General features: G+C 70.7%; 25 protein-coding genes. 14 read left to right on the forward strand and 11 right to left on the reverse strand.

The genetic code is table 11. From position 1 onward, the window contains the following. Nucleotides 1-14: 14 nt before the first annotated feature. Nucleotides 15-896: a gamma-glutamyl-gamma-aminobutyrate hydrolase family protein gene (locus QTH87_RS17085; protein ID WP_286610838.1), complete on the reverse strand. Its 882-nt coding sequence runs from the start codon at nucleotides 894-896 to the stop codon at nucleotides 15-17. A gap of 164 nt (nucleotides 897-1060) precedes the next feature. Between QTH87_RS17085 and QTH87_RS17090 the strand changes: the two genes are divergently transcribed. Then, nucleotides 1061-2116, forward strand: coding sequence for a sugar phosphate isomerase/epimerase family protein (locus QTH87_RS17090; protein ID WP_286610840.1), 1056 nt, complete (start codon nucleotides 1061-1063; stop codon nucleotides 2114-2116). A gap of 14 nt (nucleotides 2117-2130) precedes the next feature. On the opposite strand, the gene QTH87_RS17095 is transcribed toward QTH87_RS17090, so the two are convergent. Next, nucleotides 2131-3255, reverse strand: coding sequence for a S1C family serine protease (locus QTH87_RS17095; RefSeq protein WP_286610841.1), 1125 nt, complete (start codon nucleotides 3253-3255; stop codon nucleotides 2131-2133). A gap of 403 nt (nucleotides 3256-3658) precedes the next feature. Between QTH87_RS17095 and QTH87_RS17100 the strand changes: the two genes are divergently transcribed. From QTH87_RS17100 to QTH87_RS17125, 6 genes are all read left to right on the forward strand, one after another. Beyond that, nucleotides 3659-3907 (forward strand): hypothetical protein, encoded by a 249-nt coding sequence (locus QTH87_RS17100; protein ID WP_286610843.1) that lies wholly within the window; start codon nucleotides 3659-3661, stop codon nucleotides 3905-3907. 53 nt (nucleotides 3908-3960) lie between these two features. Then, nucleotides 3961-4227, forward strand: coding sequence for a translation initiation factor IF-1 (gene infA / locus QTH87_RS17105; RefSeq protein WP_286371838.1), 267 nt, complete (start codon nucleotides 3961-3963; stop codon nucleotides 4225-4227). 8 nt (nucleotides 4228-4235) lie between these two features. Beyond that, the gene (gene dbpA / locus QTH87_RS17110; RefSeq protein WP_286610845.1) at nucleotides 4236-5633 is read left to right on the forward strand and encodes an ATP-dependent RNA helicase DbpA; all 1398 of its coding nucleotides are present in this window, start codon (nucleotides 4236-4238) and stop codon (nucleotides 5631-5633) included. 35 nt (nucleotides 5634-5668) lie between these two features. Then, nucleotides 5669-5839: a hypothetical protein gene (locus QTH87_RS17115; protein ID WP_286610847.1), complete on the forward strand. Its 171-nt coding sequence runs from the start codon at nucleotides 5669-5671 to the stop codon at nucleotides 5837-5839. 97 nt (nucleotides 5840-5936) lie between these two features. Further along, complete coding sequence (locus QTH87_RS17120) at nucleotides 5937-6260, forward strand: hypothetical protein (protein ID WP_286610849.1); 324 nt, start codon at nucleotides 5937-5939, stop codon at nucleotides 6258-6260. Between the two features lie 68 nt (nucleotides 6261-6328). Further along, nucleotides 6329-7246, forward strand: coding sequence for a c-type cytochrome (locus QTH87_RS17125; RefSeq protein WP_286610851.1), 918 nt, complete (start codon nucleotides 6329-6331; stop codon nucleotides 7244-7246). 30 nt (nucleotides 7247-7276) lie between these two features. On the opposite strand, the gene QTH87_RS17130 is transcribed toward QTH87_RS17125, so the two are convergent. The 3 genes from QTH87_RS17130 to QTH87_RS17140 are packed head-to-tail and all read right to left on the reverse strand — an operon-like array spanning nucleotide 7277 to nucleotide 9868. After that, nucleotides 7277-8248 carry a tripartite tricarboxylate transporter substrate-binding protein gene (locus QTH87_RS17130; RefSeq protein ID WP_286610853.1) on the reverse strand — a complete coding sequence of 324 codons (972 nt, stop codon included), beginning with the start codon at nucleotides 8246-8248 and terminating at the stop codon, nucleotides 7277-7279. A gap of 51 nt (nucleotides 8249-8299) precedes the next feature. Beyond that, nucleotides 8300-9502, reverse strand: a complete 1203-nt coding sequence (locus QTH87_RS17135; protein ID WP_286610856.1) for a M20 aminoacylase family protein — start codon at nucleotides 9500-9502, stop codon at nucleotides 8300-8302. A 54-nt stretch (nucleotides 9503-9556) separates the two neighbouring features. Beyond that, nucleotides 9557-9868: a plasmid stabilization protein gene (locus QTH87_RS17140; RefSeq protein ID WP_286610858.1), complete on the reverse strand. Its 312-nt coding sequence runs from the start codon at nucleotides 9866-9868 to the stop codon at nucleotides 9557-9559. A 180-nt stretch (nucleotides 9869-10048) separates the two neighbouring features. Between QTH87_RS17140 and QTH87_RS17145 the strand changes: the two genes are divergently transcribed. Continuing rightward, nucleotides 10049-10819, forward strand: coding sequence for an SGNH/GDSL hydrolase family protein (locus QTH87_RS17145; RefSeq protein WP_286610859.1), 771 nt, complete (start codon nucleotides 10049-10051; stop codon nucleotides 10817-10819). Here the strand turns inward: QTH87_RS17145 and QTH87_RS17150 are convergent. Further along, nucleotides 10816-13125 (reverse strand): helicase C-terminal domain-containing protein, encoded by a 2310-nt coding sequence (locus tag QTH87_RS17150; RefSeq protein ID WP_286610860.1) that lies wholly within the window; start codon nucleotides 13123-13125, stop codon nucleotides 10816-10818. The genes QTH87_RS17145 and QTH87_RS17150 overlap by 4 nt on opposite strands. A gap of 53 nt (nucleotides 13126-13178) precedes the next feature. Between QTH87_RS17150 and QTH87_RS17155 the strand changes: the two genes are divergently transcribed. The 4 genes from QTH87_RS17155 (at nucleotide 13179) to QTH87_RS17170 (ending at nucleotide 15691) form a co-directional block, all read left to right on the forward strand. Next, nucleotides 13179-13658, forward strand: coding sequence for an FKBP-type peptidyl-prolyl cis-trans isomerase (locus QTH87_RS17155; protein ID WP_286610861.1), 480 nt, complete (start codon nucleotides 13179-13181; stop codon nucleotides 13656-13658). Next, nucleotides 13633-13884 carry a hypothetical protein gene (locus QTH87_RS17160; protein ID WP_286610862.1) on the forward strand — a complete coding sequence of 84 codons (252 nt, stop codon included), beginning with the start codon at nucleotides 13633-13635 and terminating at the stop codon, nucleotides 13882-13884. The genes QTH87_RS17155 and QTH87_RS17160 overlap by 26 nt, the downstream gene beginning before the upstream one ends. Nucleotides 13885-14045: 161 nt before the next feature. Further along, nucleotides 14046-15113 carry a pirin family protein gene (locus QTH87_RS17165; RefSeq protein WP_286610863.1) on the forward strand — a complete coding sequence of 356 codons (1068 nt, stop codon included), beginning with the start codon at nucleotides 14046-14048 and terminating at the stop codon, nucleotides 15111-15113. Between the two features lie 104 nt (nucleotides 15114-15217). Continuing rightward, nucleotides 15218-15691 carry a hypothetical protein gene (locus QTH87_RS17170; protein ID WP_286610864.1) on the forward strand — a complete coding sequence of 158 codons (474 nt, stop codon included), beginning with the start codon at nucleotides 15218-15220 and terminating at the stop codon, nucleotides 15689-15691. Here the strand turns inward: QTH87_RS17170 and QTH87_RS17175 are convergent. Then, entirely contained in the window at nucleotides 15682-16569 is an 888-nt protein-coding gene (locus QTH87_RS17175) for a LysR family transcriptional regulator (protein WP_286610865.1), read from the reverse strand. The two genes, QTH87_RS17170 and QTH87_RS17175, sit on opposite strands and share 10 nt — an antisense overlap. Nucleotides 16570-16640: 71 nt before the next feature. Here QTH87_RS17175 and QTH87_RS17180 point away from each other — a divergent pair, with 71 nt between their 5' ends. Beyond that, nucleotides 16641-17642, forward strand: coding sequence for a bile acid:sodium symporter family protein (locus QTH87_RS17180; protein WP_286610866.1), 1002 nt, complete (start codon nucleotides 16641-16643; stop codon nucleotides 17640-17642). Nucleotides 17643-17744: 102 nt separating this feature from the next. On the opposite strand, the gene QTH87_RS17185 is transcribed toward QTH87_RS17180, so the two are convergent. Together QTH87_RS17185 and QTH87_RS17190 are read right to left on the reverse strand one after the other, a co-directional pair. Then, entirely contained in the window at nucleotides 17745-18755 is a 1011-nt protein-coding gene (locus QTH87_RS17185) for an aldo/keto reductase (protein WP_286610867.1), read from the reverse strand. Nucleotides 18756-18842: 87 nt separating this feature from the next. Further along, the gene (locus tag QTH87_RS17190; protein WP_444812801.1) at nucleotides 18843-19268 is read right to left on the reverse strand and encodes an Lrp/AsnC family transcriptional regulator; all 426 of its coding nucleotides are present in this window, start codon (nucleotides 19266-19268) and stop codon (nucleotides 18843-18845) included. A 137-nt stretch (nucleotides 19269-19405) separates the two neighbouring features. Between QTH87_RS17190 and ocd the strand changes: the two genes are divergently transcribed. Beyond that, the gene (gene ocd, locus QTH87_RS17195) at nucleotides 19406-20503 is read left to right on the forward strand and encodes an ornithine cyclodeaminase (RefSeq protein ID WP_286610869.1); all 1098 of its coding nucleotides are present in this window, start codon (nucleotides 19406-19408) and stop codon (nucleotides 20501-20503) included. 14 nt (nucleotides 20504-20517) lie between these two features. Here ocd and QTH87_RS17200 read toward each other — a convergent pair whose 3' ends face one another. Further along, complete coding sequence (locus QTH87_RS17200; protein ID WP_286610870.1) at nucleotides 20518-24972, reverse strand: DEAD/DEAH box helicase; 4455 nt, start codon at nucleotides 24970-24972, stop codon at nucleotides 20518-20520. Between the two features lie 138 nt (nucleotides 24973-25110). Then, nucleotides 25111-25458 carry an FHA domain-containing protein gene (locus tag QTH87_RS17205; protein ID WP_286610872.1) on the reverse strand — a complete coding sequence of 116 codons (348 nt, stop codon included), beginning with the start codon at nucleotides 25456-25458 and terminating at the stop codon, nucleotides 25111-25113. Nucleotides 25459-25465: the final 7 nt, after the last annotated feature.

Genomic DNA, 25465 nt, shown 5'->3' on the forward strand with positions numbered 1-25465 from the left:
ACCGAACCCCGGCCTCAGCGCATCAGCAACGCCTGCCGCAACAGCCGCGCCGCGCGGTTGCGGATGCGCCCCGGCGCGCTGCGCAGCGGCCCCTTGGGGCTGACCTTGGCGGTCGCGCAGGCCCACAGGAAGTCCTGCAGGATGGCGGTGTCGTCGACCGTGTCGGTGGCGCCGTAGGTGTGGAACTCCGGATGCCACTGCGTGGCCGCGATGTAGCTGCGGCCACGATCGGCCTTGCGCCGGATCGCCTCGGGAATGCGGTCGGGGATGCTCCACGCATCGACCTCGAAGCCCGGTGCCAGGTCTTTCACGCCCTGGTGGTGGATGCTGTTGACACGCGCGCTCTCCATGCCGGGGTAGAGCTTCGACAGCCGCGAGCCCGGCGTGATGCTGACCTCGTGGAAGTTCTGGTCGTAGGTGACGGCGTCGCGATGGCGCAGCGCGTTCGGGTGCTGGGCCTCGATGTCCTGGTACAGCGTGCCGCCGAAGGCCACGTTGATCAGCTGCAGCCCGCGGCAGACGCCGAAGATCGGCTTGCCGGCCTGCTCGAAGGCTTCCACCAGCGCCAGGTCGTAGAGGTCGCGGATGCGGTCGCCGACCCAGGCGTCCTTGAGCGGCACCTCGCCATAGCTGCCGGGCCAGACATCAGCACCGCCGTGCATCACGACGCCGTCGAGCCACTCGGCGTAGTGCGACAGCTTGGTGTCGCCGCGCGCGGTGGCGCCGGTCGGGCAGGGCACCATCACCACCATCGCGCCGGCCGACATCAGCCAGTGCGCGATCGACTGCTCGACGTACTGCAGGGTCTTGTTGGTAAACAGCGAGCGCGCCGGATCGGCGTGCGAGAAACAGGCCGACAGGCCGATCTTGAGACGTCCGGAAACGGTTTGTGACATGAGGCTGGGAGCTCCGCGCGACGCATCGCACCGATGGTGAGTGGCTAAGTCATTGTGTCGCCTTCGCGGCCCGCGCGCACTGCGCCCGCGAAGCGCCCCCACGTCGGACGGCACGCCGCGATAGCATCGCCTTCCTTCCTTCCCTCACGACGCGGAGACAGCACATGAAGACGATCAAGGGTCCGGCCATCTTCCTGGCCCAGTTCACGGGCGACGCGGCGCCCTTCGATTCGCTCGACGCCATCGCGGGCTGGGCGGCAGGCCTGGGCTACAAGGGCGTGCAGATACCGAGCTGGGACGCGCGCGTCTTCGACCTGAAGAAGGCCGCCGAAAGCAGGACCTATTGCGACGAGGTCAAGGGCACGCTGGCGGCCCACGGCCTGGAGATCACCGAGCTGTCGACCCATCTGCAGGGCCAGCTGGTGGCGGTGCATCCGGCCTACGACGCGGGTTTCGACGGCTTCGCGGCGCCCGAGGTGCGCAACGACCCCGCAAGACGCCAGCAATGGGCGGTGCAGCAGCTGCGCTACGCGGCCAGGGCGTCGCAGAACCTGGGGCTGACCGCGCACGCCACCTTCTCGGGGGCCCTGGCATGGCCTTACCTGTACTCGTGGCCGCCCCGCCCGCGAGGCCTGATCCAGGAGGCCTTCGACGAGCTGGCCCGGCGCTGGAAGCCGATCCTCGACGCCTTCGACGATGCCGGCGTCGACGTCTGCTACGAGATCCACCCGGGCGAGGACCTGCACGACGGCGTCACCTACGAGATGTTCCTCGAGCGCGTGGGCAACCATCCGCGCGCCTGCCTGCTGTACGACCCGAGCCACTTCGTGCTGCAGCAGCTCGACTACCTGAGCTACATCGACCACTACCACGAGCGCATCAAGATCTTCCACGTGAAGGATGCCGAGTTCAATCCGACCGGCAAGCAGGGCGTCTACGGCGGCTTCCAGAACTGGATCGACCGCGCCGGCCGGTTCCGCTCTCTCGGCGACGGCCAGGTCGACTTCGGCGCCATCTTCTCGAAGCTGGCGGCCTACGACTTCCCCGGCTGGGCGGTGCTCGAGTGGGAATGCTGCATCAAGCATCCCGAGGACGGCGCGCGCGAAGGCGCGGAATTCATCGCCAGCCACATCATCCGCGTGGCCGAGCGGGCCTTCGACGATTTCGCGGCCGGCGGCGTCGACAGCGCCGCCAACCGCGCGATGCTCGGCATCCGATAGGGCCCGCACGGGCCCTAGATGCCCTCGGGCTTGCGCAGCGTCCCCATGCGGTCGATCGCATGGACCTTGATGCGTCGCACCTCGGGGCCCTGCCGCACCGTGAGTTCGATCTCGGCGTCGGCAAGCGGCCGCCGCCAGAGCTGCTTGTAGAAGGCCTCGAGCGTGCCGACCTCGACACCGTCGACCGCCAGCACCACGTCCCCGGGCTGCAGTCCGGCCTCGAGCGAGGGGCCCCAGCGGTCGACCCGCACGATCTGCACATGGCCGTCCCGCTCGAACGAGGACAGACCGAGCCATGGCCGCGCGCTGGCGCGGGTGCGCCCGGTCGCCTGCATCTCGGCCAGCACCGGCTGCAGCAGCTCGACCGGCACGAACATGTTGCCCGGCAGCGCGCGGTTCGGGCCGCCGGCCTCGCGCACCAGCAGGCTGCCGATGCCGACCAGCTCGCCGTCGCGGTTGAAGAGCGGCGCGCCGCTGTGGTTGGCGATCGGCGGGCTCGTGAACAGGGCGACGTCGATGTGGTATTCCCAGTTGCCCGAGAAGGGCCGCACGGCCACCAGGCGCGTGAAGCCGACCTCGGTGCCGCCGCGGCCCGCGAAGGCCGCCAGCAGCGGTTCGCCCGGTGTCAGCGCGGCCACGCCGGCCAGCGGCACCGGCTCGATGCCGATCAGCGGCACCAGCGGGCGGATCAGGCCGAAGCCGGTGGCGAGGTCATAGGCCACCTGGCGCGCCGGCAGGCGGCGATCGTCCGGTGTCAGCACCTCGATGGTCTCGGCCTCGAGCAGCAGGTAGCCGATGGTGAGGATCAGGCCGTCCTCGCCGATGACCACGCCCGAGCCCATGCGCAGCCGGCCCAGGTTCTCGGCCGAGGTCGCGCCCTCGGTGGCCGTCACCTGCACCGCGACCACTGCATCACCGGCGCGCTGCAAGGCCTGGACCCGGGCCTCGGCCGCGGCGACATCGAGGAGGGCGGGCGTGGCGGCGGGGGCGGCAGCGGTTGCAGCGGTTGCGGCAGGCGCGGCCCAGGCGGGGGACAGGAAACCCGGCACGGCCGCCAGCGCAGCCACCAGCGCGAGGCGCCAGCGGGCGGCCGGGCGTGGCAACACCGGCCGAATGGCGGAACGGAAATCTTCTTTCATGGCCGCGCGCCTCGAAACGATGGTGTCGACATGGTGCGCCGCAAGCGGCCCGCATTCAAGCCCGCGATGTCGCGCGGGGTGTCATGAAGCCGAAATAGCAACTGTCATGCCAGATCGCATATAATCCGGGGTTCGTTTCGATTCAACGACGAAGCACTTTCGTCTTTTGCCGGCCGGCCTGATGACCTTCCAAGAGGTTCGGGCCCTACCAGTCAAGCCGGCTTCCACAGTGTGTTGGAGCGCCAGACCCGGCGCCCATGTTTGCCACCACTGCCTTCGTACTTTGTTGAAGCGAACAGCGCGCTGTCCGCTCCGGTGGGCGCCATGTTCCGGCCGGCCCGCGCTCGTTTTTCTCAAACTCATATGAAGCGTTTCGCGGCGTCGCGGGGCGCGAAGGCTTTCGATGGACATCATTCAACACAGCATCGCAGTGGGCAAGTACCTTGTCTCGCCGCTCATCAAGGATCTCGACGACGGCCGCTTCTCGGCTTCGGTCTCGATCCGCTCCGGCCGCGGCAGCGGCACGCACGACCGCGTGATGCGTTTCACACCGAGTTTCGCGAGCCATGCCGCCGCCGTCCGCTACGCGGTCGACCAGGGCCTGGGCTTCATCCGCGAACGCAGCAGCTCGCGCGCGCCTTGCGCCGCTTGATCAGGCACACCGATTTCCTATCCAATCACGTCAATCCATTCAAAAGGTAATTCATGCCCAAGGAAGAACTGATCGAAATGAACGGCGCAGTGACCGAAGTGCTGCCCGACTCGCGCTACCGCGTCACGCTCGACAACGGCCATCAGCTCATCGCCTACAGCGGCGGCAAGATGCGCAAGCACCACATCCGCATCCTGGCGGGTGACAAGGTGTCGCTCGAGCTGTCGCCCTACGACCTGACCAAGGGCCGCATCACGTTCCGCCATCTGGAACGTCGCGGCCCGCCGCCGGTCGGCGGCAACAACTCGCAGCGCCGCTGACCCGCGACGTGACCGGTTCCGCCACCGACTTCGCCACGCTTGCGCTTTCGCCGCAGGCGCTCGCGAACCTGAAGCAGCTGGGCTACCTGCAGATGACGCCGATCCAGGCGGCCAGTCTGCCGGTGGCGCTGCTCGGGCGGGACCTGATCGCCCAGGCCAAGACCGGCAGCGGCAAGACCGCCGCCTTCGCGCTGGCGCTGCTGGCCAACCTCAATGCCCGTCGATTCGCGGTGCAGGCGATGGTTCTGTGCCCCACGCGCGAGCTGGCCGACCAGGTCACGACCGAGATCCGCCGCCTGGCGCGGGCCGAAGAGAACATCAAGGTGGTCACGCTCTGCGGCGGCGTCGCGTTGCGCGGCCAGCTGGCCAGCCTCGAGCACGGCGCGCACATCGTGGTCGGCACGCCGGGCCGCATCATGGACCACCTCGATCGCGGCAGCCTCGACCTGTCGGCGCTCAACACGCTGGTGCTCGACGAGGCCGACCGGATGCTCGACATGGGGTTCTTCGACGACATCGCCAAGGTCGCGCGGCTGTGCCCGAAGGAGCGCCAGACGCTGCTGTTCTCGGCCACGTACCCCGAAGGCATCGCCAGGCTGAGCGCGCAGTTCATGAAGGACCCGCAGCAGATCACGGTGCAATCCCAGCACGATCACGGCAAGATCCGCCAGCGCTGGTACCAGGTGACGAACACCGAGCGCCTGCATGCGGTGAGCCTGCTGCTGAACCACTTCCGCCCGCAGAGCACGCTGGCGTTCTGCAACACCAAGCAGCAGTGCCGCGACCTGGTTCAGGTGCTGCAGGCCCAGGGCTTCAGCGCGCTGGCCCTGTTCGGCGAGCTCGAGCAGCGCGAGCGCGACCAGGTGCTGGTGCAGTTCGCGAACCGCAGCTGCTCGGTGCTGGTGGCGACCGACGTCGCGGCGCGCGGCCTCGACATCGCCGACCTGGAGGCGGTGATCAACGTCGACGTGACGCCCGACTCCGAGGTCCACATCCACCGCATCGGCCGCACCGGCCGCGGCGACGCGGAAGGCCTGGCGCTCAATCTCGCGTCGATGGACGAGATGGGCAGCGTCGGCAAGATCGAGCAGCTGCAGGGCCGCGAATCCGAATGGCATCCGCTGGCCGAACTCACGCCCGACGCCGCCGGCCCGCTGCAGCCGCCGATGGCGACGCTGCAGATCGTCGGCGGGCGCAAGGAGAAGATCCGCGCCGGCGACGTGCTGGGCGCGCTGACCGGCGAAGCCGGCTTCTCCAAGGAGCAGGTCGGCAAGATCAACGTCAACGAATTCTCCACCTACGTGGCGGTCGAGCGGCGCATTGCGCGCGAAGCCGCCCACCGGCTTTCCACCGGCCGCGTCAAGGGCAAGACCGTCAAGGTACGGCTGCTCGACGATGTGGCCTAATCACGTCCTTCGTTTTTTTATCCACTGAGCTTTCCATGCCCAAGAAAATCCGCACCGAGGCAGACCGCATTGCCACCCCCAAGCCCGTTCCGATGGCCGGCTACAACGTCCCCAAGTCGGGTGGCGGCCAGAAGGTCAGCCTGGAGCGCGGCACCGCGACGCGCAGCAAGAAGAACCCCGGCAAGCGCGCCAAGAAGGGCGGCTGACCGGCTCTCCCCGCATCGAGGGCGCGCTGTCGTGCGTCCCTCTTGCCGAAGACGCGCCTGCGGGCGCGTTTTTCATGGGCGCCTCGATTCCGACACCATGTCCGACGACTACCAGATCGACATCCCGCCCTCGTTCTTCGCGGTCTACACCGATGCCCGCGGCCGGCTGTCCGAGCCGCTGGCGACGGTGCGCACGCGCTACGAGGTCTGCGAGGACCTCGCGAACCACCTGGTGCAGCATGCCCAGCTGCTGCACCACGTCGAGGTGCCGTCCGAGGACGAGATCCTGCGGCGCATCCAGGCCGGGCTGTGCAGCGCCGAATCCGGCGTGTCCGCGCCCGAGGCGCGCTGGATCGTGCGGCGGCTGGCCGAGCTGCTGAACTGGCCCGCGCCGGCGGGCGAGGAACCGGCGGCGGACTGACGGGCCTTCCGGCGGGCGCCCGGCGCGGTCACAATCCGCGTCGCCCCGCGTTCCGAGAAGGAGTCCGCATGCCCGCCACACCATCCCCCGCCCGCCGCTGGCTGGTTCGCATCGCCGTGCTGCTGGTGGCCGGGGTCGCGCTGGTCGCGGCTGCGCTGCTCGCGGGTGACCAACTGGCGCGCCAGAAGATGCGGCGCACGGTCGATGTCGCGGTCCAGGGCGTCGGCTTTCGCGACGACCCGGCCGCGATCGAACGCGGCCGCTACCTGTTCGCCTCGCGCGGCTGTGCCGACTGCCATGGCGCGGGCGGCGGCGGCCGGGTCTTCGTCGCCGAAGGCAACGGCATGCGGCTGGCCGGCCCCAACATCAGCCCGGGGCCCGGCAACGTGGTCGCGGGCTACACGGCGGCCGACTGGGAACGCGCGATCCGCCACGGCGTCGATCGCGGCGGCCGGGCGCTCATGGTGATGCCGAGCGAGGACTACAACCGATTCACCGACGACGATCTCGCGGCCCTGGTCGCCTGGCTGCGGCACATGCCGCCGGCGCCGGGCGGCGGTCCGGTGATCGAGCTGCCGCTGCCGGTGCGCGCGCTCTACGGCTTCGGCCTCATCAAGGACGCGGCCGCGAAGATCGACCACACGCGGCCGCCCGAGAAGGGGGTGCCCGAAGGCGTGACGCTGGCGCACGGCGCCTATGTCGCGAACATGTGCCTGGGCTGCCACGGCCCGAGGCTCGCGGGCGGCAAGATCCCGGGCGGCCCGCCCGACTGGCCGGCTGCGGCCAACCTCACGCCCGGCGAGCGCTCGGGGATGGCGCCCTATGCCGACCCCGAGGCCTTTGCGGCGATGTTCAGGAGTGGCAGGCGGCCCGACGGGACGCCGTTGCGCGTGATGCCGTTCGGCTCGCTGGGCCAGCTGAGCGACACCGACATGAAGGCGCTCCACCTGTACCTGCGCAGCCTCGCGCCGCTCCCGCCCGGATAGGCAGGTGCGGCCGTGCCGCGGCCCGACGCCTCAATCGACCTTCGCGCCCGACGCCTTCACCACCACGCCCATCGCGTCCCAGTCAGCCCGCAGCAGCTTCTGGAAGGCCTCGGGACTCTGGCTGCGCGGCTCGACCCCCAGGCGCTTGAAACGCTCCTGGATCGCCGGGTCGGCCATGACCTTGTGGGTCGCGGCGTTGAGGCGCTCGACCTCCGCCTTCGGCGTGCCCGCCGGCGCCAGCAGGCCGATCCAGGAATCGAAGGCGTAGCCCGGCAGGCCGCTCTCCGCCACGGTGGGCAGCGCCGGCAAAAAGGGGCTGCGCGCTTCGCCGGTGGAGGCCAGCAGCTTCATGCGCGGGTCGTTCTGGAAGCCCATCACGCCGATGCTCGACGAGATCACCGCCTGCACCCGGCCCGCGAGCACCTCGTTGACCGCCTCGCCGGTCGACTTGGTCGGGATGTGCGTCATCTCGAGGCCGGCCTTGGCGAGAAAGGAGGCCATCGCGAGGTGGGTGGCGCTGCCGTTGCCGGCCGAGGCGTAGTTGTACTTGCCCGGGTTGGCCTTCACCAGCTTGATGAAGTCGGCCGCGCTCGCGACGTTCAGGTCGCTGGCCACCGCCAGCACGTAGCCGGCGTTGCCGATGTTGGCCACGCCGACGAAATCCTTCAGCGGGTCGTAGGGCAGCTTGCCGTAGAGGAAGCCCGCGATGTGGTGGCTGGCGGCCGCGAGCACCAGCGTGTTGCCATCGGGCGGCGCCTTGGCGACGATGGCCGCCCCGACGGTGCCGCCGGCGCCGGCCCGGTTCTCGACGATCACCGACGCGTCGAGCGCCGCACCGAGCTCGTTGTTGAACGCGCGCGCCACCGTGTCCTGCACGGCGCCGGTGCCGAAGGGCACGACGATGCGGATCACGCGCTGCTGCGCCCGCGCCGGCAGCGCGGCGCCGAGCGCCAGCAGGCCGGCCGCGGCGGCCATGGAACGTCGGGTGAACGAGGGCTTCATCTGCGGTTTTCCTGGTTTGGGGAAGAGTCGGGGAGTCGGACGTCGGCGGCTTCAGCGACCGCCCACCGGCAGCCAGCGCTCCACGAGCTTCACGAAGTAGCTGGCGCCGATCGGGATGATCTGGTCGTTGAAGTCGAAGGAGGTGTTGTGGATGATGCACGGCCCCGGGCCGTGGCCGTCGAGCCGATGGTCGCCGTCGCCGTTGCCCAGGAAGGCATAGCAGCCGGGCCGCGCCAGCAGCATGTGGGCGAAGTCCTCCGCCCCCATCACGGCCGGGAAGTCGTCGGTGACCATGTCGGCACCCACCACCTCGCGCATCACTTCGGCGGCGAAGCGGGCCTCGGCCTGGTGGTTGACGACCGGTGGCGAGGCGCGCGTGAAGCTCACCTCGGCCGTGCACTCGTGGGCCGCGGCCACGCCTTCGGCCACGGTGCGCAGCCGGGCCTCGATCTTGTCGAGCGCGTCGATCGAGAAGGTGCGCACCGTGCCACCGACGCTGGCCGCGTCGGGGATCACGTTGGGCGCGTCGGAGCCCTGCAGCTGCGTGACCGCGAGCAGCGCGCGCTCCGTGCTGGCGATGGTGCGCGGCACGAGGGTCTGCAGCTGCTGCGCGAGCGTGACCACCGCAGCAACCGGATCGATGCCGGTGTGCGGCATCGATGCGTGCGTGCCGCGGCCGCGCAGCGTGATCCTGTAGGTGTTGCTCGACGCCATGAGCGCGCCTTCGTTGAGCGCGAAGCGGCCGACATCGCCCACCGGGAAGTTGTGCAGGGCGAACACCGCGTCGCACGGGAAGCGCTCGAACAGGCCGTCCTGGATCATCTTCTTGGCGCCCGCCTTGCCCATCTCCTCGGCCGGCTGGAAGATGAAGTGAACCGTGCCGTCGAAGGCCACGCCGGGCTGAGACAGGTGCCAGGCCGCGGCCAGCAGCATCGTCGTGTGGCCGTCATGGCCGCAGGCGTGCATGCGGCCCGCGTGGGTGGACTTGTGGGCGAATTCGTTGGCCTCGTGCAGCGGCAGCGCGTCCATGTCGGCGCGCAGGCCGATGGTGCGCGCGCCGTTGCCGCGGCGCAGTACGCCCACCAGGCCGGTGCCCGCGATGCCGCGGTGCACCTCGATGCCCCATTCCTCCAGCAGGGCTGCCACCTTCTGCGAGGTGCGGTGCTCCTCGAAGCCCAGTTCGGGGTGGGCGTGGATGTCGCGGCGGATCGCGACGAAGCGGGACACGTCCGCAAAGGAGTCGGCCAGATTCATGGGGCGCTGCAAATGGAGAAGGGCAGCGCATTCTGACGCAAGCCGGGGCCTCTATCAGCCGCGTCCTTCCGCGTTGCGCTTGCGCGTCGCGGCCGCCTTCTTCGCCGAGGCGGAGCGCTCGGCCGCGGATCGCGACGCCGAAGCCGCACCGCCCTGCGTGCCACCCTTGTGCGCCGGCGCGTGGCTCTCGGCATTGCCACGGCCCGATCCGCTCTTCTTGCCGCCGCCGGTCTCGGCATTCACGGTCGCCCAGGCGCGCCGCTCGGCCTCGCCCTTGCCGACGCCGCGCTGCTCGTAGCCCTGCTCGATGTGCCGGGCGGTGCGCTTCTGCTTGTCGGTGTAGGAAGACTTGTCACCTCTTGGCATGGCGGTACTCCTTCTTCAAGATGAATCGCGGTTGTCGAGCCCCCAACCGGCCCCAGCGGTAGGAAGCGGCGGCCGGCGCGCGTCGGCCGTGGCCTGCGCGCCGCACACTGGCTGTTCGGCCGCTTCCTGCGGCGCGCGCGATCCGGTACCTTCAGACTCGAGACATCTCGAGGAGCGAGCGTGAAGCAAAAGCACATCACGGCCTGTGCAGGCCTGAGCGTCCTGGCCGCCTTCGCGGCCGCCACCGCGGGCTATGCGGCCCTGCGGCTGCGCCATGCGGGCCGCCTGGCGCACCGCAGCCATCCCTTCGAGCGCCAGGCCAGCCCGGAGGGCGCACGCCTGCTGGTGGTGGGCGACAGCACCGCGGCCGGCAGTGGCGCCAGCAGCCCCGGATGCAGCCTGCCGGGCCTGCTGTCGCGCGCCAATCCCACGCTCACGGTGGTCAACCGCGCCACGCCCGGCGCCCGCTTCGAGGACATGGCGGCACGCTTCGACGACGACGAGCGCTTCGACGCCGTGCTGGTGCTTGGCGGCGCAGCCGACGCGTTGCGGCCGACCGGCGACGCCCGCCTGCGCGCGGCGCTGCAACGGGTGGCGCAGCGCGCACGGGTCTGCTCCGACCTGGTGGTGTTCATGCCACCCGGCAACCTCGGCAACCTGCGCTTCCTGCTGCCGCCCTGGAACTGGTGGATGAGCTGGCGCGCCCGGCGGCTGCAGGCGCTGGTCGCCGAGGTGGCGCAGGCCAACGGCGCGCGCCATGTGTCGCTGTACCTCGCCCGCGCAGACGATCCCTTCGCGCGCCATCCCGCGCGGCTCTCGGCGCGCGATCGCCTGCATCCGAGCGACGCCGGCTACGAGCTGTGGCAGCGGGAGCTCGAGACGCAGGTCCAGCTCTCGGCGCGGCTGCGCAAGATCGGCCGCAGCGCGGCCACGCGCGGGCCCGCCTTCTAGGCGGCGGCAAGGTTCGAGGGCGCGAGCGCGAACACCGGCTCGACCCGCCACCACGCAGGCAGCAGCGCCCGGATTTCCCGGCGCGCGAAGCGGTCGTCGAGCAGATAGAGCACGCCTGCATCGGTTTCGCTCCGGATCACGCGACCGGCCGCCTGCACCACCTTCTGCAGCCCGGGATAGACGTAGGTGTACGCATAGCCGTCGCCGAACAGCGCCTCCATGCGTTCGCGCATCACCTCGTTGGGCTCGTTGTGCTGCGGCAGTCCGAGGCTGGCAACGAAGGCACCCACGAGCCGGTCGCCGGGCAGGTCGATGCCCTCGCCGAAGGCACCGCCGAGCACCGCGAAGCCCACGCCCCGGCCGCCCGCCACGAAGCGCGCGAGGAAGGCCTCGCGCTCGGGCTCGCGCATGCCGCGCGATTGCGACCACGCCGGCACGCCGGGGTGCCGCGCCGCAAACGCGGCCGCGGCGCTGGCCAGGTAGTCGAAGCTGCCGAAGAACGCCAGGTAGTTGCCGGGCCGCTCCGCGTACCGGGCCCCGACGATGTCGACCAATGCGGCGAGCGAGCGGTCGCGATCGCGAAAGCGCGTCGACAGGTCCATCGCCACACGCACCGCGAGTTGGTCGCTGTGGAACGGCGAGCCGACGTCGAGCGTGGCCGTGTCGTCAGGCAGGCCCAGCGTGTCGCGGTAGAAGTCGAACGGCGCGAGCGTGCCCGAGAAGCAGGCCGCCGAGGCCGCGTCGGCGAAGCGCGACTGCAGGAACGGCGCCGGCACCAGGTTGCGGATCGCGAGCGCGCGCGCACCGTCGGCGCCGAGCGTGGCCTCGAACACCGAATGCTGGCCGAAGCTGTCGGCCAGCCGGGCGAACTGCAGCAGATCGAAGAAGCACTGCTGCAGCGCGCCCGGCGGCTCGTCCGGCCGGGCCGCGAAATGCTCGGCCAGGACCGCGACCGCATCCTGCAGCGCGCGCGCGAAGCGCTCCGGAATCTGCGTGAGCGGCAGATAGGCCGCGACCTGGTCGCGCTGCAGCGTGCGCCATTCGCGATCGAGCACGGCCAGCGCCTTGCGGATGGCGGCCGGCGCCTTCGCGCGCACGGCGTCGAGAGCGCCCGCATCGAGCCCGGCCGAGTACATGCCGCGCGCGCGCTCGAGCAGGTTGTGGGCCTCGTCGACCAGCAGCGCGACGCGCCATTCCTCGTCCTTCGCGAGGGCCCAGAGGAAGGCGCTGCCGTCGAAGTAGTAGTTGTAGTCGGCCACCACGACATCGCTCCAGCGCACCAGCTCCTGCGACAGGAAGTAGGGGCAGACGCCGTGCGCGAGCGCGATGCCGCGCACCGCCTCGCGGTCGAGCCAGGCCGCGGCTACCGCCTCGCTGCGGGCGGCCGGCAACCGGTCGTAGAAGCCTCGGGCTAGCGGGCAGTCGTCGCCGTTGCAGGCCCGGCCCGGGTTCTCGCAGACCTTCTCGCGCGCGGCCAGCTCGAGCACGCGCAGCGGCGCCTGCGCGCGCCCCAGGCCGCGCAGCGCGCCGAGCGCGACCGCCCGGCCCGAGGTCTTGGCGGTGAGAAAGAAGATCTTGTCCAGCGGCCGCGCGGGCCGCGCCTTGAGCAGGGGGAACAGGGTCGCCACCGTCTTGCCGATGCCCGTGGGCGCCTGCGCGAGCAGCGGGCGGCCCGACATCGCCGAACGGTAGACCGCCTGCGCGAGCGCCCGCTGGCCGGGCCGGAACTCGCCGTGCGGGAACGACAGCAGCGCCAGCGCGGCGTCGACCGCACTGCGATGGCGTGCCTCCTGCTCGGCCCAGGCCAGGTAGCCGTTGCAGAGGGTGTCGAAATGCTGCTTCAGTTCGTCCGACGTCCAGCTCTGCGCGAGCACCGTTTCCTTTTCCTCGTCGAGGTCGTAGTAGACCAGCGCGACCTCGACGCTCTCGAGCCCGTCGCGCTCGCACAGCATCCAGGCATAGCTGCGCGCCTGCGCCCAGTGCAGCGCGCGATGGTTGGCCTTGATGCGCGCGAAGTCGCCGCGGAAGGTCTTGATCTCCTCGACGCGGCGTCGACGCGGGTCCCAGCCGTCGACGCGGCCGCGCACCGTCAGGCGGCCGAAGCGCGTGGAGAGCGACACCTCGCTCTCGTAGTCGAGGTTGCGGCGGGCCTGTACGGCGCGGTGGCCGGCCTGGCCTTCCTGCGCGCTCGGCACCGGCACGAAGCGCAGGTCCAGGTCACCGGCCTTGGCCGCGAAGGCGCACAGCGAGCGCACAGAGACCGCGAGCGGATCGCTGCCGTGGGTGGGCGAGGGAAGGGCGGACATGGGGCTGGATGAATATACAGGCCCGGGCGACGCGGTGTAGGATCGTCGTCGCCATGAAAATCCAGAAAGACACCGCGGTCACGCTCCGCTTCAAGGTGGCCGATGCGGTCACGAACCAGCTCCTCGACGAGGGCAAGAGCCCCATGGTCTATCTGCACGGCGGCTACGACAACACCTTTCCGAAGATCGAGGCAGCGCTCGAAGGCAAGGAGCAGGGCTTCCAGGCCACCATCCACCTGGCGCCCGAGGACGCCTTCGGCGCGCGCGACGAAGCATTGCTGCGCACCATCCCGAAGAGCGAGTTCCCGCCCGGCGTGAAGGTCGGCGGCCAGCTCGAGGGGCGCGACGACCAGGGCGAGGCCCACGTGTTCACGGTGGTCAAGATCAAGGGGCCGCAGGTGCTGCTCGACGGCAACCATCCGCTGGCCGGGAAGTCGCTGAAGTTCAGCCTGACCGTGACCGGCGTGCGTGCCGCTAGCGCGGAAGAGATTGCGCATCGCCATGTGCATGGCGAGCACGGTCACCATCACTGACGCCGCTTCGGGCCGCCATCACGACGGCCGTACCGAGTTCCTTCATCAGCGCGCGTTCGACGACCACCAGGCGCGCAAAGCTCTCGAGTTCCGCCTCACTGGGCCCCGGCCCGGCGCCTTGCAGCTGTTCGCGGAACGCGCCCACGATCCGCTCGTGCGCGAGCAGGCGCGTTCCGCTCGCGGTGGCCGCCACGCTGCGCAGGGTGGCGACTTCGGCGTCGAATGAGCGATCCATCCCGGGTATCCAGTTTCTGGTTGAACGAAGCCGCGAGTCTGAGCAAAGTGACGCCCGCGGTGTGTAGGCCGAAAGCTTGCGTTGATGCCCCGAGGCCTCATATGTCACGGATCGGCCCTCCGATCGCGGGCCCCAACGAAAGTGCCACCACCATGAACGCTTCCAGCCCCATCGTGCAGATCCAGGCCCTGGGCTTCCCCTGGGCCACCATCGACCCCTTCCTGTTCTGCGTCTACCACGACGACGCCTATCCGCGCGCCAACGCGCAGATGGGGCCGGACAGCCCGCTCGCGGGCCGCGACCTGGGCCAGGACTTCAGCCGCAAGGACGGCTGGAGCATGTACCACGGCCGTACCGTCCCGGGCTTTCCGGGCCACCCGCACCGCGGCTTCGAGACCGTGACCGTGGTGCGCAAGGGCCTCATCGACCACTCGGATTCGCTCGGCGCGACCGCGCGCTTCGGCGGCGGCGACGTGCAGTGGCTGACCGCCGGCAAGGGCATCGTGCATTCCGAAATGTTCCCGCTGCTCGACGCCGCGGCGCCGAATCCGCTCGAGCTGTTCCAGATCTGGCTCAACCTGCCCGCGCGCAGCAAGATGGCCGATCCGCACTTCACGATGTTCTGGTCCGAGGACATGCCGCACTTCACGGCCACCGATGCCGAAGGCCGCCAGACCGAGGTCGCCAGCGTCGCGGGTCGGATCGGGCCGATCGACGGCGAACCGGGTGCGGGCGGCCCGCTCGCGCCACCGCCGGATTCCTGGGCCTCGCAGCCCGAAGCCGACCTCGCGATCTGGACCCTCCGCATGGCGCCCGGCGCGCGCTGGACGCTGCCGGCCGCCAGCGGGCCGGACACGCGGCGCAGCCTCTACTTCTTCAAGGGCCGCTCGGTCGGCGTCGCCGGCCAGACGATCGACCGGCACGCCGCGATCGAGCTGCGCGCCGATGCCGCGGTCGAGCTCGTCAACGGCGACGAGACCGCCGAGTTCCTGGTGCTGCAGGGCCGTCCGATCGGCGAACCGGTCGCCCAGTACGGCCCGTTCGTGATGAACACCCAGGCCGAGATCGCACAGGCGATGGCCGACTACCGCCGCACCCAGTTCGGTGGCTGGCCCTTTGCCGACGAGGCTCCGGTGCACGGGCGCGATCCGTCGCGTTTCGCGCGCCACCCGGACGGGCGCGAGGACCGGCCGCTCGAGCGGGCGTCGATCGAGGGTTGAGGCCTTCGGTCGGCCGCCGGGCGAGCAAATTCGCAATGCGCTGACGATGATCAGTAAAAGATTTCCTGCTCTCGATATCGTGTCCAAGTGAAGCCGAACGTTGTTTGGCGAGCCATTTCGGCCTGCCTCGACAACGGTTTCATGAGGAAATCGAGATGGAAAGAAATGCACGACGAATTCACCCGCTCCTCGCCCGCCTGGCGGGTTGCGCACTGATCGCGGTTCTTTCGGTGGCCGCGGTCGGTGAAGCGGAAGCCAGCCGAGGCACCCTCCGTTTCAAGGGCAGCATCGTGGCCTCGCCCCATGGCGTCGCTCTGGCTGCTTCGACGTTGCCGGTGCGCCATGAAGACTCGGCGCGGGGCGTCGAAGTGATGTTCTCGGACCCCCACGGCCAGAGCCCCAGCGCCCAGGTGCACGCCGAAGGTCCGGGCGGATTTCCCGTCGACCTGCGCTGCATCGATGTCGAGCGCGCACCTGCGGGCGGCTGCCTGCTCGGCTCGACCGGAGGCCGGCTCGCGGTCGCGGCTCCGACCGTGCGCCCGGACGGCGCTTCGATCATGACCGTCTCCTACGACTGAGCCATCTCCGCGATCAGCGCCCAGACCCGCTGCGCCAGCGGCGCGGGCGCCCGGTTGCGCCGATGCACGAGCATGATCGAACGCTGCACCCTCGGCACGAGCGGGCGCATCGCCAGCGGCGCCAGCCCGCCCGGCGGCATCGCGAGGGCCGGCATCACGCTGATGCCGATGCCCTGCTCGACCATCCGGAAAACGGTGGTCGGGTGGCCCACCTGCTGGCGCACCACGCAGCGCGCGCCGTGCGCGGCCAGCGCCTCGTCGATCAGGCGCCGACTGCCCGAGGCGTGATCGAGCAGCACCAGGGCCTCGCCGTCCAGCGCCGACCAGCGCACCGAGGCGCGCCCGTCGAGCCGGTGGCCGGGCGGCAGCACGAGGCAGAAGGGATCGTCGAGGATGGCCTCGCAATGCAGGTCGTCGACCGAGGGCGGCTCGACCACGACGCCGAAGTCGACCTCGCCCGCACGCACGCTGTCGAGCACGTCCTGCTGGATGCGGTCGAGCAGCACCAGTTCGATCTCGGGCTCTCGGCGCGCGCATTCGGCGATGCAGGCCGGCATCAGGTTGGCCGACAGCGTCGGGCTGCTCGCCACCCGCACCTTTCCGCGCCGCGCACCAGCCATGCCGTGGACCTCGGCCAGGGCCTGGTCGAGCTCGTCGAGCACGCGGTCGAGGCGCAGCGCCAGCGACTGGCCGGCCTCGGTCAGCACCACCTCGCGAGTGGTGCGGTCGAGCAGCTTGAGGCCGAGCTGGGTCTCGAGCTCGATCACCGCCCGACTCACGGCCGGCTGACTGAGGCCGACCTCGTCGCCCGCGCGGCTGAAGTTGCGCCCCTCGGCGATGGCACGGAAGACACGCAGCTGGCGCAGGCTCACATTCATGCGTCGAAATGATATATCTATCAGATAAATCCATTTCTCTTTTGAATGCCGAAGGCGTCCAATCAGCGCCCATGGCACGTTCACGCTACCTCCCCGACAACTTCACCCTGGCACTGGTCACCACGGTCGTGCTGGCCAGCCTGTGGCCGGCAAGCGGCGTCACCGGACAATTCTTCGAGCGCCTCACGACGGTGGCGATCGGCCTGCTGTTCTTCCTGCATGGCGCCAAGCTCTCGCGCGAGGCGGTGCTAGGCGGCATCACGCACTGGCGACTGCATCTGCTGGTGTTCGGCGCCACCTTCGTGATGTTCCCGCTGCTGGGGCTGGCGCTCAAGCCCGTGCTGTCGCCGCTGGTCACGCCGGAGCTCTATACGGGCGTGCTGTTCCTCTGCGTGCTGCCGGCCACCGTGCAGTCGGCCATCGCCTTCACTTCGATGGCGCGCGGCAACATCCCGGCCGCCGTGTGCAGTGCCTCGGCCTCGACCATGCTGGGGGTCTTCATCACGCCGCCGCTGGTCAATCTGATCGTGCTGCCGCAGGGCGGAGCGGGCGCCTCGTTCGATGCCATCGGCCGCATCGTGCTGCAGCTCATGGTGCCCTTCATCGTGGGCCACCTGCTGCGCCCATGGATCGGCGCCTGGGTCAAGCGCCGCGCCTCGGTGCTCACGCTGGTCGATCGCGGCTCGATCCTGCTGGTGGTCTACACGGCCTTCAGCGCGGCCGTCATCCAGGGCCTGTGGAAGCAGGTGCCGATCAGCGCCCTGATCGGCCTGCTGGTGGTCTGTGCCGTGCTGCTGGCGCTCGCGCTGGTACTCACGACCTGGGGCGCGCGCGCCCTCGGCTTCGACAAGGAGGACGAGATCACGATCGTGTTCTGCGGCTCCAAGAAGAGCCTGGCCAGCGGCATCCCGATGGCGCAGGTGCTGTTCGCCACGCATGCCGTCGGCGCCATCGTGCTGCCGCTGATGCTGTTCCACCAGATGCAGCTGATGGTCTGCGCGGTGCTGGCGCAGCGCTACGCGCGGCGCAAGACAGAGGCATTCGAAGCCGTAGCACCCAAGCGGCCGGCCTGATCGGACCGACTTCCTTCCAGGGATACCGCGGCACCGGCTTTGCCGGGCCGCTGGTATCGCCCCCTGGAGGGGGAGGCGCCGCAGGCGCCTCGGGGGTGACGCCTACCTCGGAGCGTCGCCCTTGCGGAACTCCGCCGTGAGCGCGTCCAGCTTTTCCTTGAGCCCCGCATCGAGCACGTACTCGGCCGCCGCCAGCGTGGCGTCGAGCTGCTCGGGGCGACTGGCGCCGAGCAGCGGCGCCGTGATGAGCGGATTCGCCATCACCCAGGCCACCGCGAGCGTCGACAGCGCGACCCCGGCCTCGTCGGCCAGCGCCTGCAGCTGCGCCACGGCGGCAAAGCTGCGGTCGTTCCAGTAGCGGTCCTGGTACATGGCGCCGGCCGTGCCGAGCGTGAAGCGTGAGTTGTCGCCGGGCTTGGCCTCGGCCTTGTACTTGCCGGTCAGCAGGCCACCTGCGAGCGGGTTGTAGGGGATCACGCCCAGCCCTTCCTCGGCCGCGAGCGGCAGCAGCTCGCGCTCGATCTCGCGGAACAGCAGGCTGTAGCGCGGCTGCACGCTGACCAGCTGCGTGAGCCGGCGCAGCTCGGCCCGGCCGATGGCCCGCGCCAGCCGGTACGAGAGGAAGTTCGACACCCCGATGTAGCGCGCGCGCCCCGAGCGCACGATGACATCGAGCGCCTCGAGGCTCTCGTCGAGTGGCGTGTGGGGATCGTCGTGGTGCAGCTGGTAGAGGTCGACGTGGTCGGTCTGCAGCCGCTCGAGCGAGGCGTCGATGGCGTCGAGCAGGTGCTTGCGCGAGTTGCCCTGGTCCCAGCTGTGGGGGCCGACCTTGTTGGCGGCCTTGGTCGCGATGATGAAGTCGGCGCGCCGGCTCGAACCCTTGGCGCGCAGCCAGCGGCCGATGATCTCCTCGGTGCGGCCCGCTGTCTCGACCGTGCCGCCGAGCGGATAGACGTCGGCCGTATCGAGGAAGTTGATGCCGCCCTCTGCCGCGCAGTCGAGGATCCGATGGGACACGGCCTCGTCGGTCTGCAAGCCGAAGGTCATGGTGCCGAGCGCGAGCTTCGAGACAGTGAGGCCGGTGCGGCCGAGGCGGGTGGTGGGAATGCTCATGGCGGTGCGAGGCTCCTGGCGCTGGACAGCCGTCGATCATAGGCAGCGAGGCGGGTTTCTGCTGGCGCGGCGCGCAGCGCGCCGGCCCTACCGGTACGTCGCGAGGTGGATGCTGGTCTCGGTGCCCCGGATTCCCTTCAGCAGCCGGATCCGCTCCAGCACCTGCGACAGCTCGGCCATCGAGCCTGCGCGCAGTTCCGCGAGCAGGTCCCAGCGGCCGTTGGTGTCGTGCAGGGCGGCGACGCCGGGCTCGCCGAGCAGGCTCGCGATCACGCCACGGGTCTGGTTGCCCTCGACCTGGATTCCCATCCAGGCGCGGATCTCGTCGGCGCGCGCGTCGGGCCGCAGCTGCACGGTGTAGCCGACGATCACGCCCGCATCCTCGAGCTTGCGCAGGCGATTGCCGACCGTGCCGCGCGAGACCGCGAGCTTCTGCGCCAGCGTCGCGACCGGCAGGCGGGCATCGCGGCGCAGCAAGGCGATCAGCCGATGGTCGAGGTCGTCGATGTCCATATCGCCAGTTTGCCCTGTCGTTTCGACAGTTGCCACCGCGTTTCGCCGCAGTGTTGGCGCTTCCGACTGGCGCACGGCGGGCACAGACTAGATGCCGGTCGCTCCGATCGTTCGTCCCCATTCACGCAGGTGCCGCCATGCAGAACCGCCCAGCCTCATCGACCCTCCACCTCGGCGCGCGGGACGTGGCGTGCCTGGTCGCACGCAAGGGCCTCGCCGCGTGCATCGCGGAGGTCGCGCAGCGCATCGGGCAGGACTTCATGCGCTGGCCGGCCTTCGACAAGTGCGCGCGGATCGCGAGCCATTCGAAGGACGGCGTGATCGAGCTGATGCCGATCGCCGACCCGACGCTGTATGCATTCAAGTACGTCAACGGGCATCCGTCGAATCCGCGGTCCGGCCTGCCGACCGTGATGGCCTTCGGCCTGCTGGCCGATGTCGCGACCGGCGCGCCGCTGCTGCTGGCCGAGATGGCCCTGGCGACCGCGATCCGCACCGCCGCCACCTCGGCATTGGCCGCGCGCGCACTGGCGCGCCGCGACAGCCGCAGCATGGCGCTGATCGGCAACGGCGCGCAGAGCGAGTTCCAGGCCGTGGCCTTCCACCAGATGCTCGGCATACGAACGCTGCGCCTGTTCGACACCGACACCGGCGCCACGGCCCGGCTGCTGCGCAACCTGCAGCCATGGCGTGCGCAAGGCCTCGAGACGATCGTCTGCGGCAGCACGGCCGAAGCCGTGCGCGGCGCCGACATCGTGACCACCGCGACGGCCGACAAGCGGCTCGCGACCATCCTCGCGCCCGAGATGATCGAAGCAGGCATGCACCTCAACGCCATCGGCGGCGACTGCCCCGGCAAGACCGAACTGCATGCCCAGGTGCTGCGCGATGCTGCGGTGTTCGTCGAGTACGCGCCGCAGACCCGGATCGAGGGCGAGCTGCAGCAGCTGCCGCCCGACTCCCCCGCGACCGAGCTGTGGCGCGTGCTGCGTGGCGACCATCCGGGGCGTCGCGATGCCGCACAGGTCACGGTCTTCGATTCGGTCGGCTTCGCGCTCGAGGACTATTCGACCTTGTGCTTCCTGCAGGCCGCGGCGCTCGAGTTCGGCATCGGCGAGCGCCTGCAGCTGGTGCCCCGGATGGCGGACCCGAAGGACCTGTTCGGGCTGATCGCCGATGCTTCGGAGCGCGCGCCTGCAGCGCCGGTCCTCGCGCACGAAGCCGCCATGGCCTGAGGCCGGCGCCCTCGTCAGGCCCGCACGCCGGAGGAGGCCGCGAGCGGATCGTCCGCCGCAGCCGGCAGGCGCAGCGACGATCCGCCCTGCAGCGCCCGTGCCGCCGCCTGCGCCGCCTCGGGCGCCAGCGGCTCCAGCAGCGTGGTCTCGCCCGCGGCCAAGGTGGCGATCGGCAGGCCATCGCGGAACAGCACGCGCGCGCCCGCGACGCGCGTCACCCTCGGGCCGACCAGCAGCGTGCCGAGCAGGTTGGCCGGATCCGCGGCCGAGAGGCACAGCAACGACCCGTCGAGCGGACGTCGCCGCAGCTCGCGCATCAGGCCGATGGCCTCGGGCAGCGCGAACTGCTCGCCCGCCACGCCCGCGATGAAGCGGCCGCCACGAATCTCTCCGCGGGCCTCGAGCCGGCGCAGCACACGGACCAGCTCGCGCCAGGGCGGCAGCCAGGCCGCCTCGCGCTCCATCAGGCGCCAGCAGACCACGCCATAGCGGCGCAACAGGATGCGCGCGACCTGTTCGACGGCTTCGGTGCCGGCGGCGGCAACGGCTGCAACGGCGGCCACGTTCGCGGCGGGCGCCTCGGCGCCATCGGCAGCCGCAGGCGCACGCACGCGCACCGGCGACCAGCGGCCCGCGTCCTCGATGCCGAACAGCGCGCTGCGGCGGTGGCGACGGCCATGGGGCGACGCTCGCTTCGACGGCGGGATCAGCAGCGCGCGCAGCCCCGCGTAGGAATCGCAATGCGCGCGGCCGCGCATGACCAGTTCGCTCAGCGCGTCCTCGACTTCGGTGCCGAGCAGATGCGTGCCGCCCGCGATGTCGTCGAAGAAGGAAGCGCCATGGTCGGCCAGGAAAGCGGCGACCCGGCGCGCCTTGCTGCCGAGGCCGGCGTCGTCGACCGGTGCCGGCGCCAGCGCGCTCCAGAACGCAGCGTTGCGCCTCGGCAGCAGCAGGATCGGCGTCGAGCGCAGCGAGGTCGTCGCGGCGGCCCGGCCGGCACCCTCGGCCGCGGGCCGCAGTCGCGTCCACAGCGTGCGCCCGGCGGTGCAGAGCTCGTCGAGCCAGGCCGGCGCGTAGTCACGCACCCGCGCAGGCAGCAGCTCGGCCTCCCAGAGCGCGGCGGGCGCCTCGTAGCCCTCGAGCTGCGCGAGGATGCCTGCCAGCGCCTCGGGCCCGCTCACGCGGCTTTCGGGTGCCACGTGCTGCCACTCGAACAGGAAGCGTGCGAAATCGCGCGGCTCCACGGGCTCGATCTCGCGCCGCAGCCGCTTCAGCGTGTAGCGATGGATGCGCGCGAGCAGGTGCCGCTCGCACCATTCGATGGCTTCGGTGCCGGGCGTGAAGCGGCCCTGCAGCACCGAGCCCTCGGCCTGCAGCGCCGCCAGCGCGGCGTCGATCGGCGCTCGCGGCAGCCGCAGCTGCGCGGCGAGCGCATCGGAGGTCACCGGACCGAGCCCGCCCAGGCGCGCGCGCAGCAGGTCGCGCAGCGCATCGTCGGGGCCGGTGGGCGGCCGCGCCGCATCGGGCACCGGCTCGATCGGCGGTTTCAATGCCGCCGCGGGGTGCAGTTGCCGCAGCGCCGAGAGACGTTCGGCGATGACCCACAGGCCGGGGTTGGTCGCGCCGGGCGGTTTGGGCGTCGACGATGTGCCGGCAGGTGCGGGCACCAGCCGCGTCGCGCGGCCAGCCGAGGCCAGTTGCGCCAGCCAGTCGCTCCAGCCTGCATGCGCCGCGGCCTCTGCATCGGTGACGACGCCGAGCATGGCCATCGCCTCGTGCATCTCGTCGGCATGGCGCACACGCGGCCAGGCCTCCTCGCGCACGCTCGCGATCGCGTCGGCATCGAGGCGGCCGAGGTCGTCCGCGCTCTCGGGATCGACATAGCGGCGGTTCTGCACGGCCTGGGTGCGGCGCTCCTCGAGTGGCGCATCGTCGAGGAAGGCATAGGGCCGCGCGTCGAGCGCCTCGGCCGCGAGCGGCGAGGGCGCCGGCAGGTCGCGCGCGAGGAACTCGACCTCGCCGGCCTCGAGCCGGCGCAACAGCCGCAGCCAGCCTTCGGCATCCATCGCCTCGTAGAGGCAGTCCTGCAGCGTCTGGGCCACCAGCGGATGGTCGGGAATCTCGCGCGCGCCGGCGAGGTTCTCGGCGCAGGCGACCTGGTCCGGGAACACGGCCGCGAGCAGGTCTTCCGACTTCATGCGCTGCAGTTGCGGCGGCACCTTGCGGCCGCCCGTGAAGCGCGGCAACGCCAGCGCGGTGGTGGCGTTCCAGCGCCAGCGCACGCCGAACAGCGGCGCGTCGAGCAGTGCCTGCACCAGCACGTCGAGCGCACTGCTCGAATGCAGATAGCGCATCACCTCGTCGAGCGGAAAGCTGTGGCTGGTCGACAGCGACAGCACGATCGCGTCCTCGGTGGCCGCTGCCTGCAGCTCGAAATTGAACTGGCGGCAGAAGCGCTTGCGCAGCGCCAGTCCCCAGGCGCGGTTGAGCCGGCTGCCGTAGGGCGAATGGATCACCAGCTGCATGCCGCCGGAAGCATCGAAGAAGCGTTCGAGCACGATGCGCCGCTGCGTCGGCAGCGCACCCAGCACGCGCAGCGCCCGCGCCAGGTGCTCGACCAGCTGGCGCGCAGCCTCGGGCGAAAGGGAAAGCCGCCGCACGAGCGCGTCGACTGCGCCATCGACGCCGCGCGCCGTCACGTCCCGCTCGACCTCCTCGCGCAACCGCGACACGGCGAACGACAGCTCGTCGCTGCGTCCGGGCGCCTCGCCGAGCCAGAACGGGATGTTGGGCGCCGCGCCCTGGGCGTCTTCGACCCGCACGCGGCCGGGCTCGATGCGCAGGATGCGGTAGCTCGCATTGCCGAGCTGGAAGACGTCGCCGGCCAGGCTCTCGACCGCGAAGTCCTCGTTGACCGTGCCGATCCTGTGCGCCTGCGGCTCGAGCATCACGGTGTAGTCGCCGGTCTCGGGGATGGTGCCGCCCGAGGTCAGCGCCGTCATGCGCGCACCGCGGCGCTCGCGCAGCAGGTGATGGACCGCATCGCGGTGCACGTAGCCTGCACGCGGGCCCTGGCGCGTGGTGAAGCCCTCGGACAGCATGCGCACCACAGCGGCGAAATCCTCGCGACCGAGCTGCGCGTAGGGCCAGGCGCGGCGCATCAGCGCGAACAGGGCGTCCTCGTCCCACTCGCGGCAGGCGGTCTCGGCGACGATCTGCTGCGCCAGCACGTCGAGCGGCGCCGGCAGCACGTGCAGCGCATCGAGCTCGCCGCGGCCGACGCTGTCGAGCAGCGCCGCGCATTCGACCAGCTCGTCGCGCGACTGCGGGAAGAGACGCGCCTTCGGCACGCCGCCCACCGCATGGCCCGAACGCCCCGCGCGCTGCAGGAAGGTGGCGATCGAGCGCGGCGAGCCGAACTGGCAGACCAGGTCGACATCGCCGATGTCCAGTCCCAGCTCGAGCGAAGCCGTGGCCACCAGCACCTTGAGCTCGCCGCGCTTGAGGCGCCGCTCGGCCTCGAGCCGGCTTTCCTTGGCGAGGCTGCCGTGATGCGCCGCGACCACCTCCTTGCCGAGGATCTCGCCCAGGTGGCGGGCCGCGCGCTCGGCCATCCGGCGCGTGTTGACGAACAGCAGCGTGGTGCGGTGCTCGTGCACCAGCGCCGCCACGCGCGCATAGACCTGCTCCCACTGCGCGTTGGACATCACGGCCGCCAGCGGCGTGGGCGGCAGCTCGAGCGCGAGGTCGCGCTGCCTGGCGTAGCCGATGTCGACGATCGCGCAATCGGCTACGCCGCCCGTGACCGCGCCGGCGCCGACCAGGAAGCGCGCGATCTCGTCGATCGGCTTCTGCGTCGCCGAGACGCCGATGCGCACCAGCGGCCGCCCGCACAGCGCCTGCAACCGCTCGAGCGAGAGCGCGAGGTGGCTGCCGCGCTTGCTGCCGACGATGGCGTGGATTTCGTCGACGATCACGGTGCGCACGTTGGCGAGCATCCTGCGGCCCGATTCCGAACCCAGCAGCACGTACAGCGACTCGGGCGTGCTGACCAGGATGTGGGGCGGCTCGCGAAGGCTCTGGCGGCGCTCGTGCGCGGGCGTGTCGCCGGTGCGCACGGCGGTCCGGATGTCGACGTCGGGCAGGCCCAGCGCGGCCAGTTCGCGCCGGATGCCCGCGAGCGGCGCCTGCAGGTTGAGACCAATGTCGTTCGACAGCGCCTTGAGCGGCGAGACGTAGACCACCGTGGTCTCGTCGGGCAGCCCGCCGGGCGCCAGTCCCTGGCGCACCAGGCCGTCGATGGCGGCCAGGAAGGCGGTCAGCGTCTTGCCCGATCCCGTGGGCGCCGCCACCAGCGTGCTGCGCCCGGCCGCGATTGCGGGCCAGGCCGCGGCCTGGGCCTCGGTCGGGCCGTGAGGAAAGGCGGCGGCGAACCAGCGGCCGACGGCGGGATGGAAGTGGGACAGCACGGGAGGCGGGCAGGGGCGGAAAGCAGCAGCGGATTGGCGCTCCGGATCGATGAGATCAGGCCGTGGCAGCGGATGTCAAGGCCGGAACCGACCTGCGGCGGCGCAGGCCAAGGCAGCGCGTTTACCGGGCCGGCGGGCTCAGGCGATGCCGCCGCGCTCGCTCAGCAGGCGCATTTCTTCGTCCGTGACGATCTCCTGCTCGGGGGCGAGGAAGCGCATCCAGTAACCCGCGATGTCGATGTTGTCGCCATTGACCAGCACCTGCGATTCGATGCGCTTGCCGTTGACGAAGGTGCCGTTGCGGCTGCCGAGGTCGCGCAGGATGACGAGCGGGCCGTCGGTGTCGAGGCGGGCGTGGAAGCGGCTGACCCGCGGCGAGGCCAGCACCACGTGGTTGCGCTCGGCGCGGCCGATCGCCATGCCGGGCTCGGAAACCGGTAGCTGCGTGGTGAGGCCCGTGGGGGTCATGAGGATCAGCATCGCCATTCGAGTC

The sequence above is a fragment of the Variovorax jilinensis genome (genome assembly GCF_030316885.1).
Taxonomy (GTDB): domain Bacteria; phylum Pseudomonadota; class Gammaproteobacteria; order Burkholderiales; family Burkholderiaceae_C; genus Variovorax; species Variovorax jilinensis.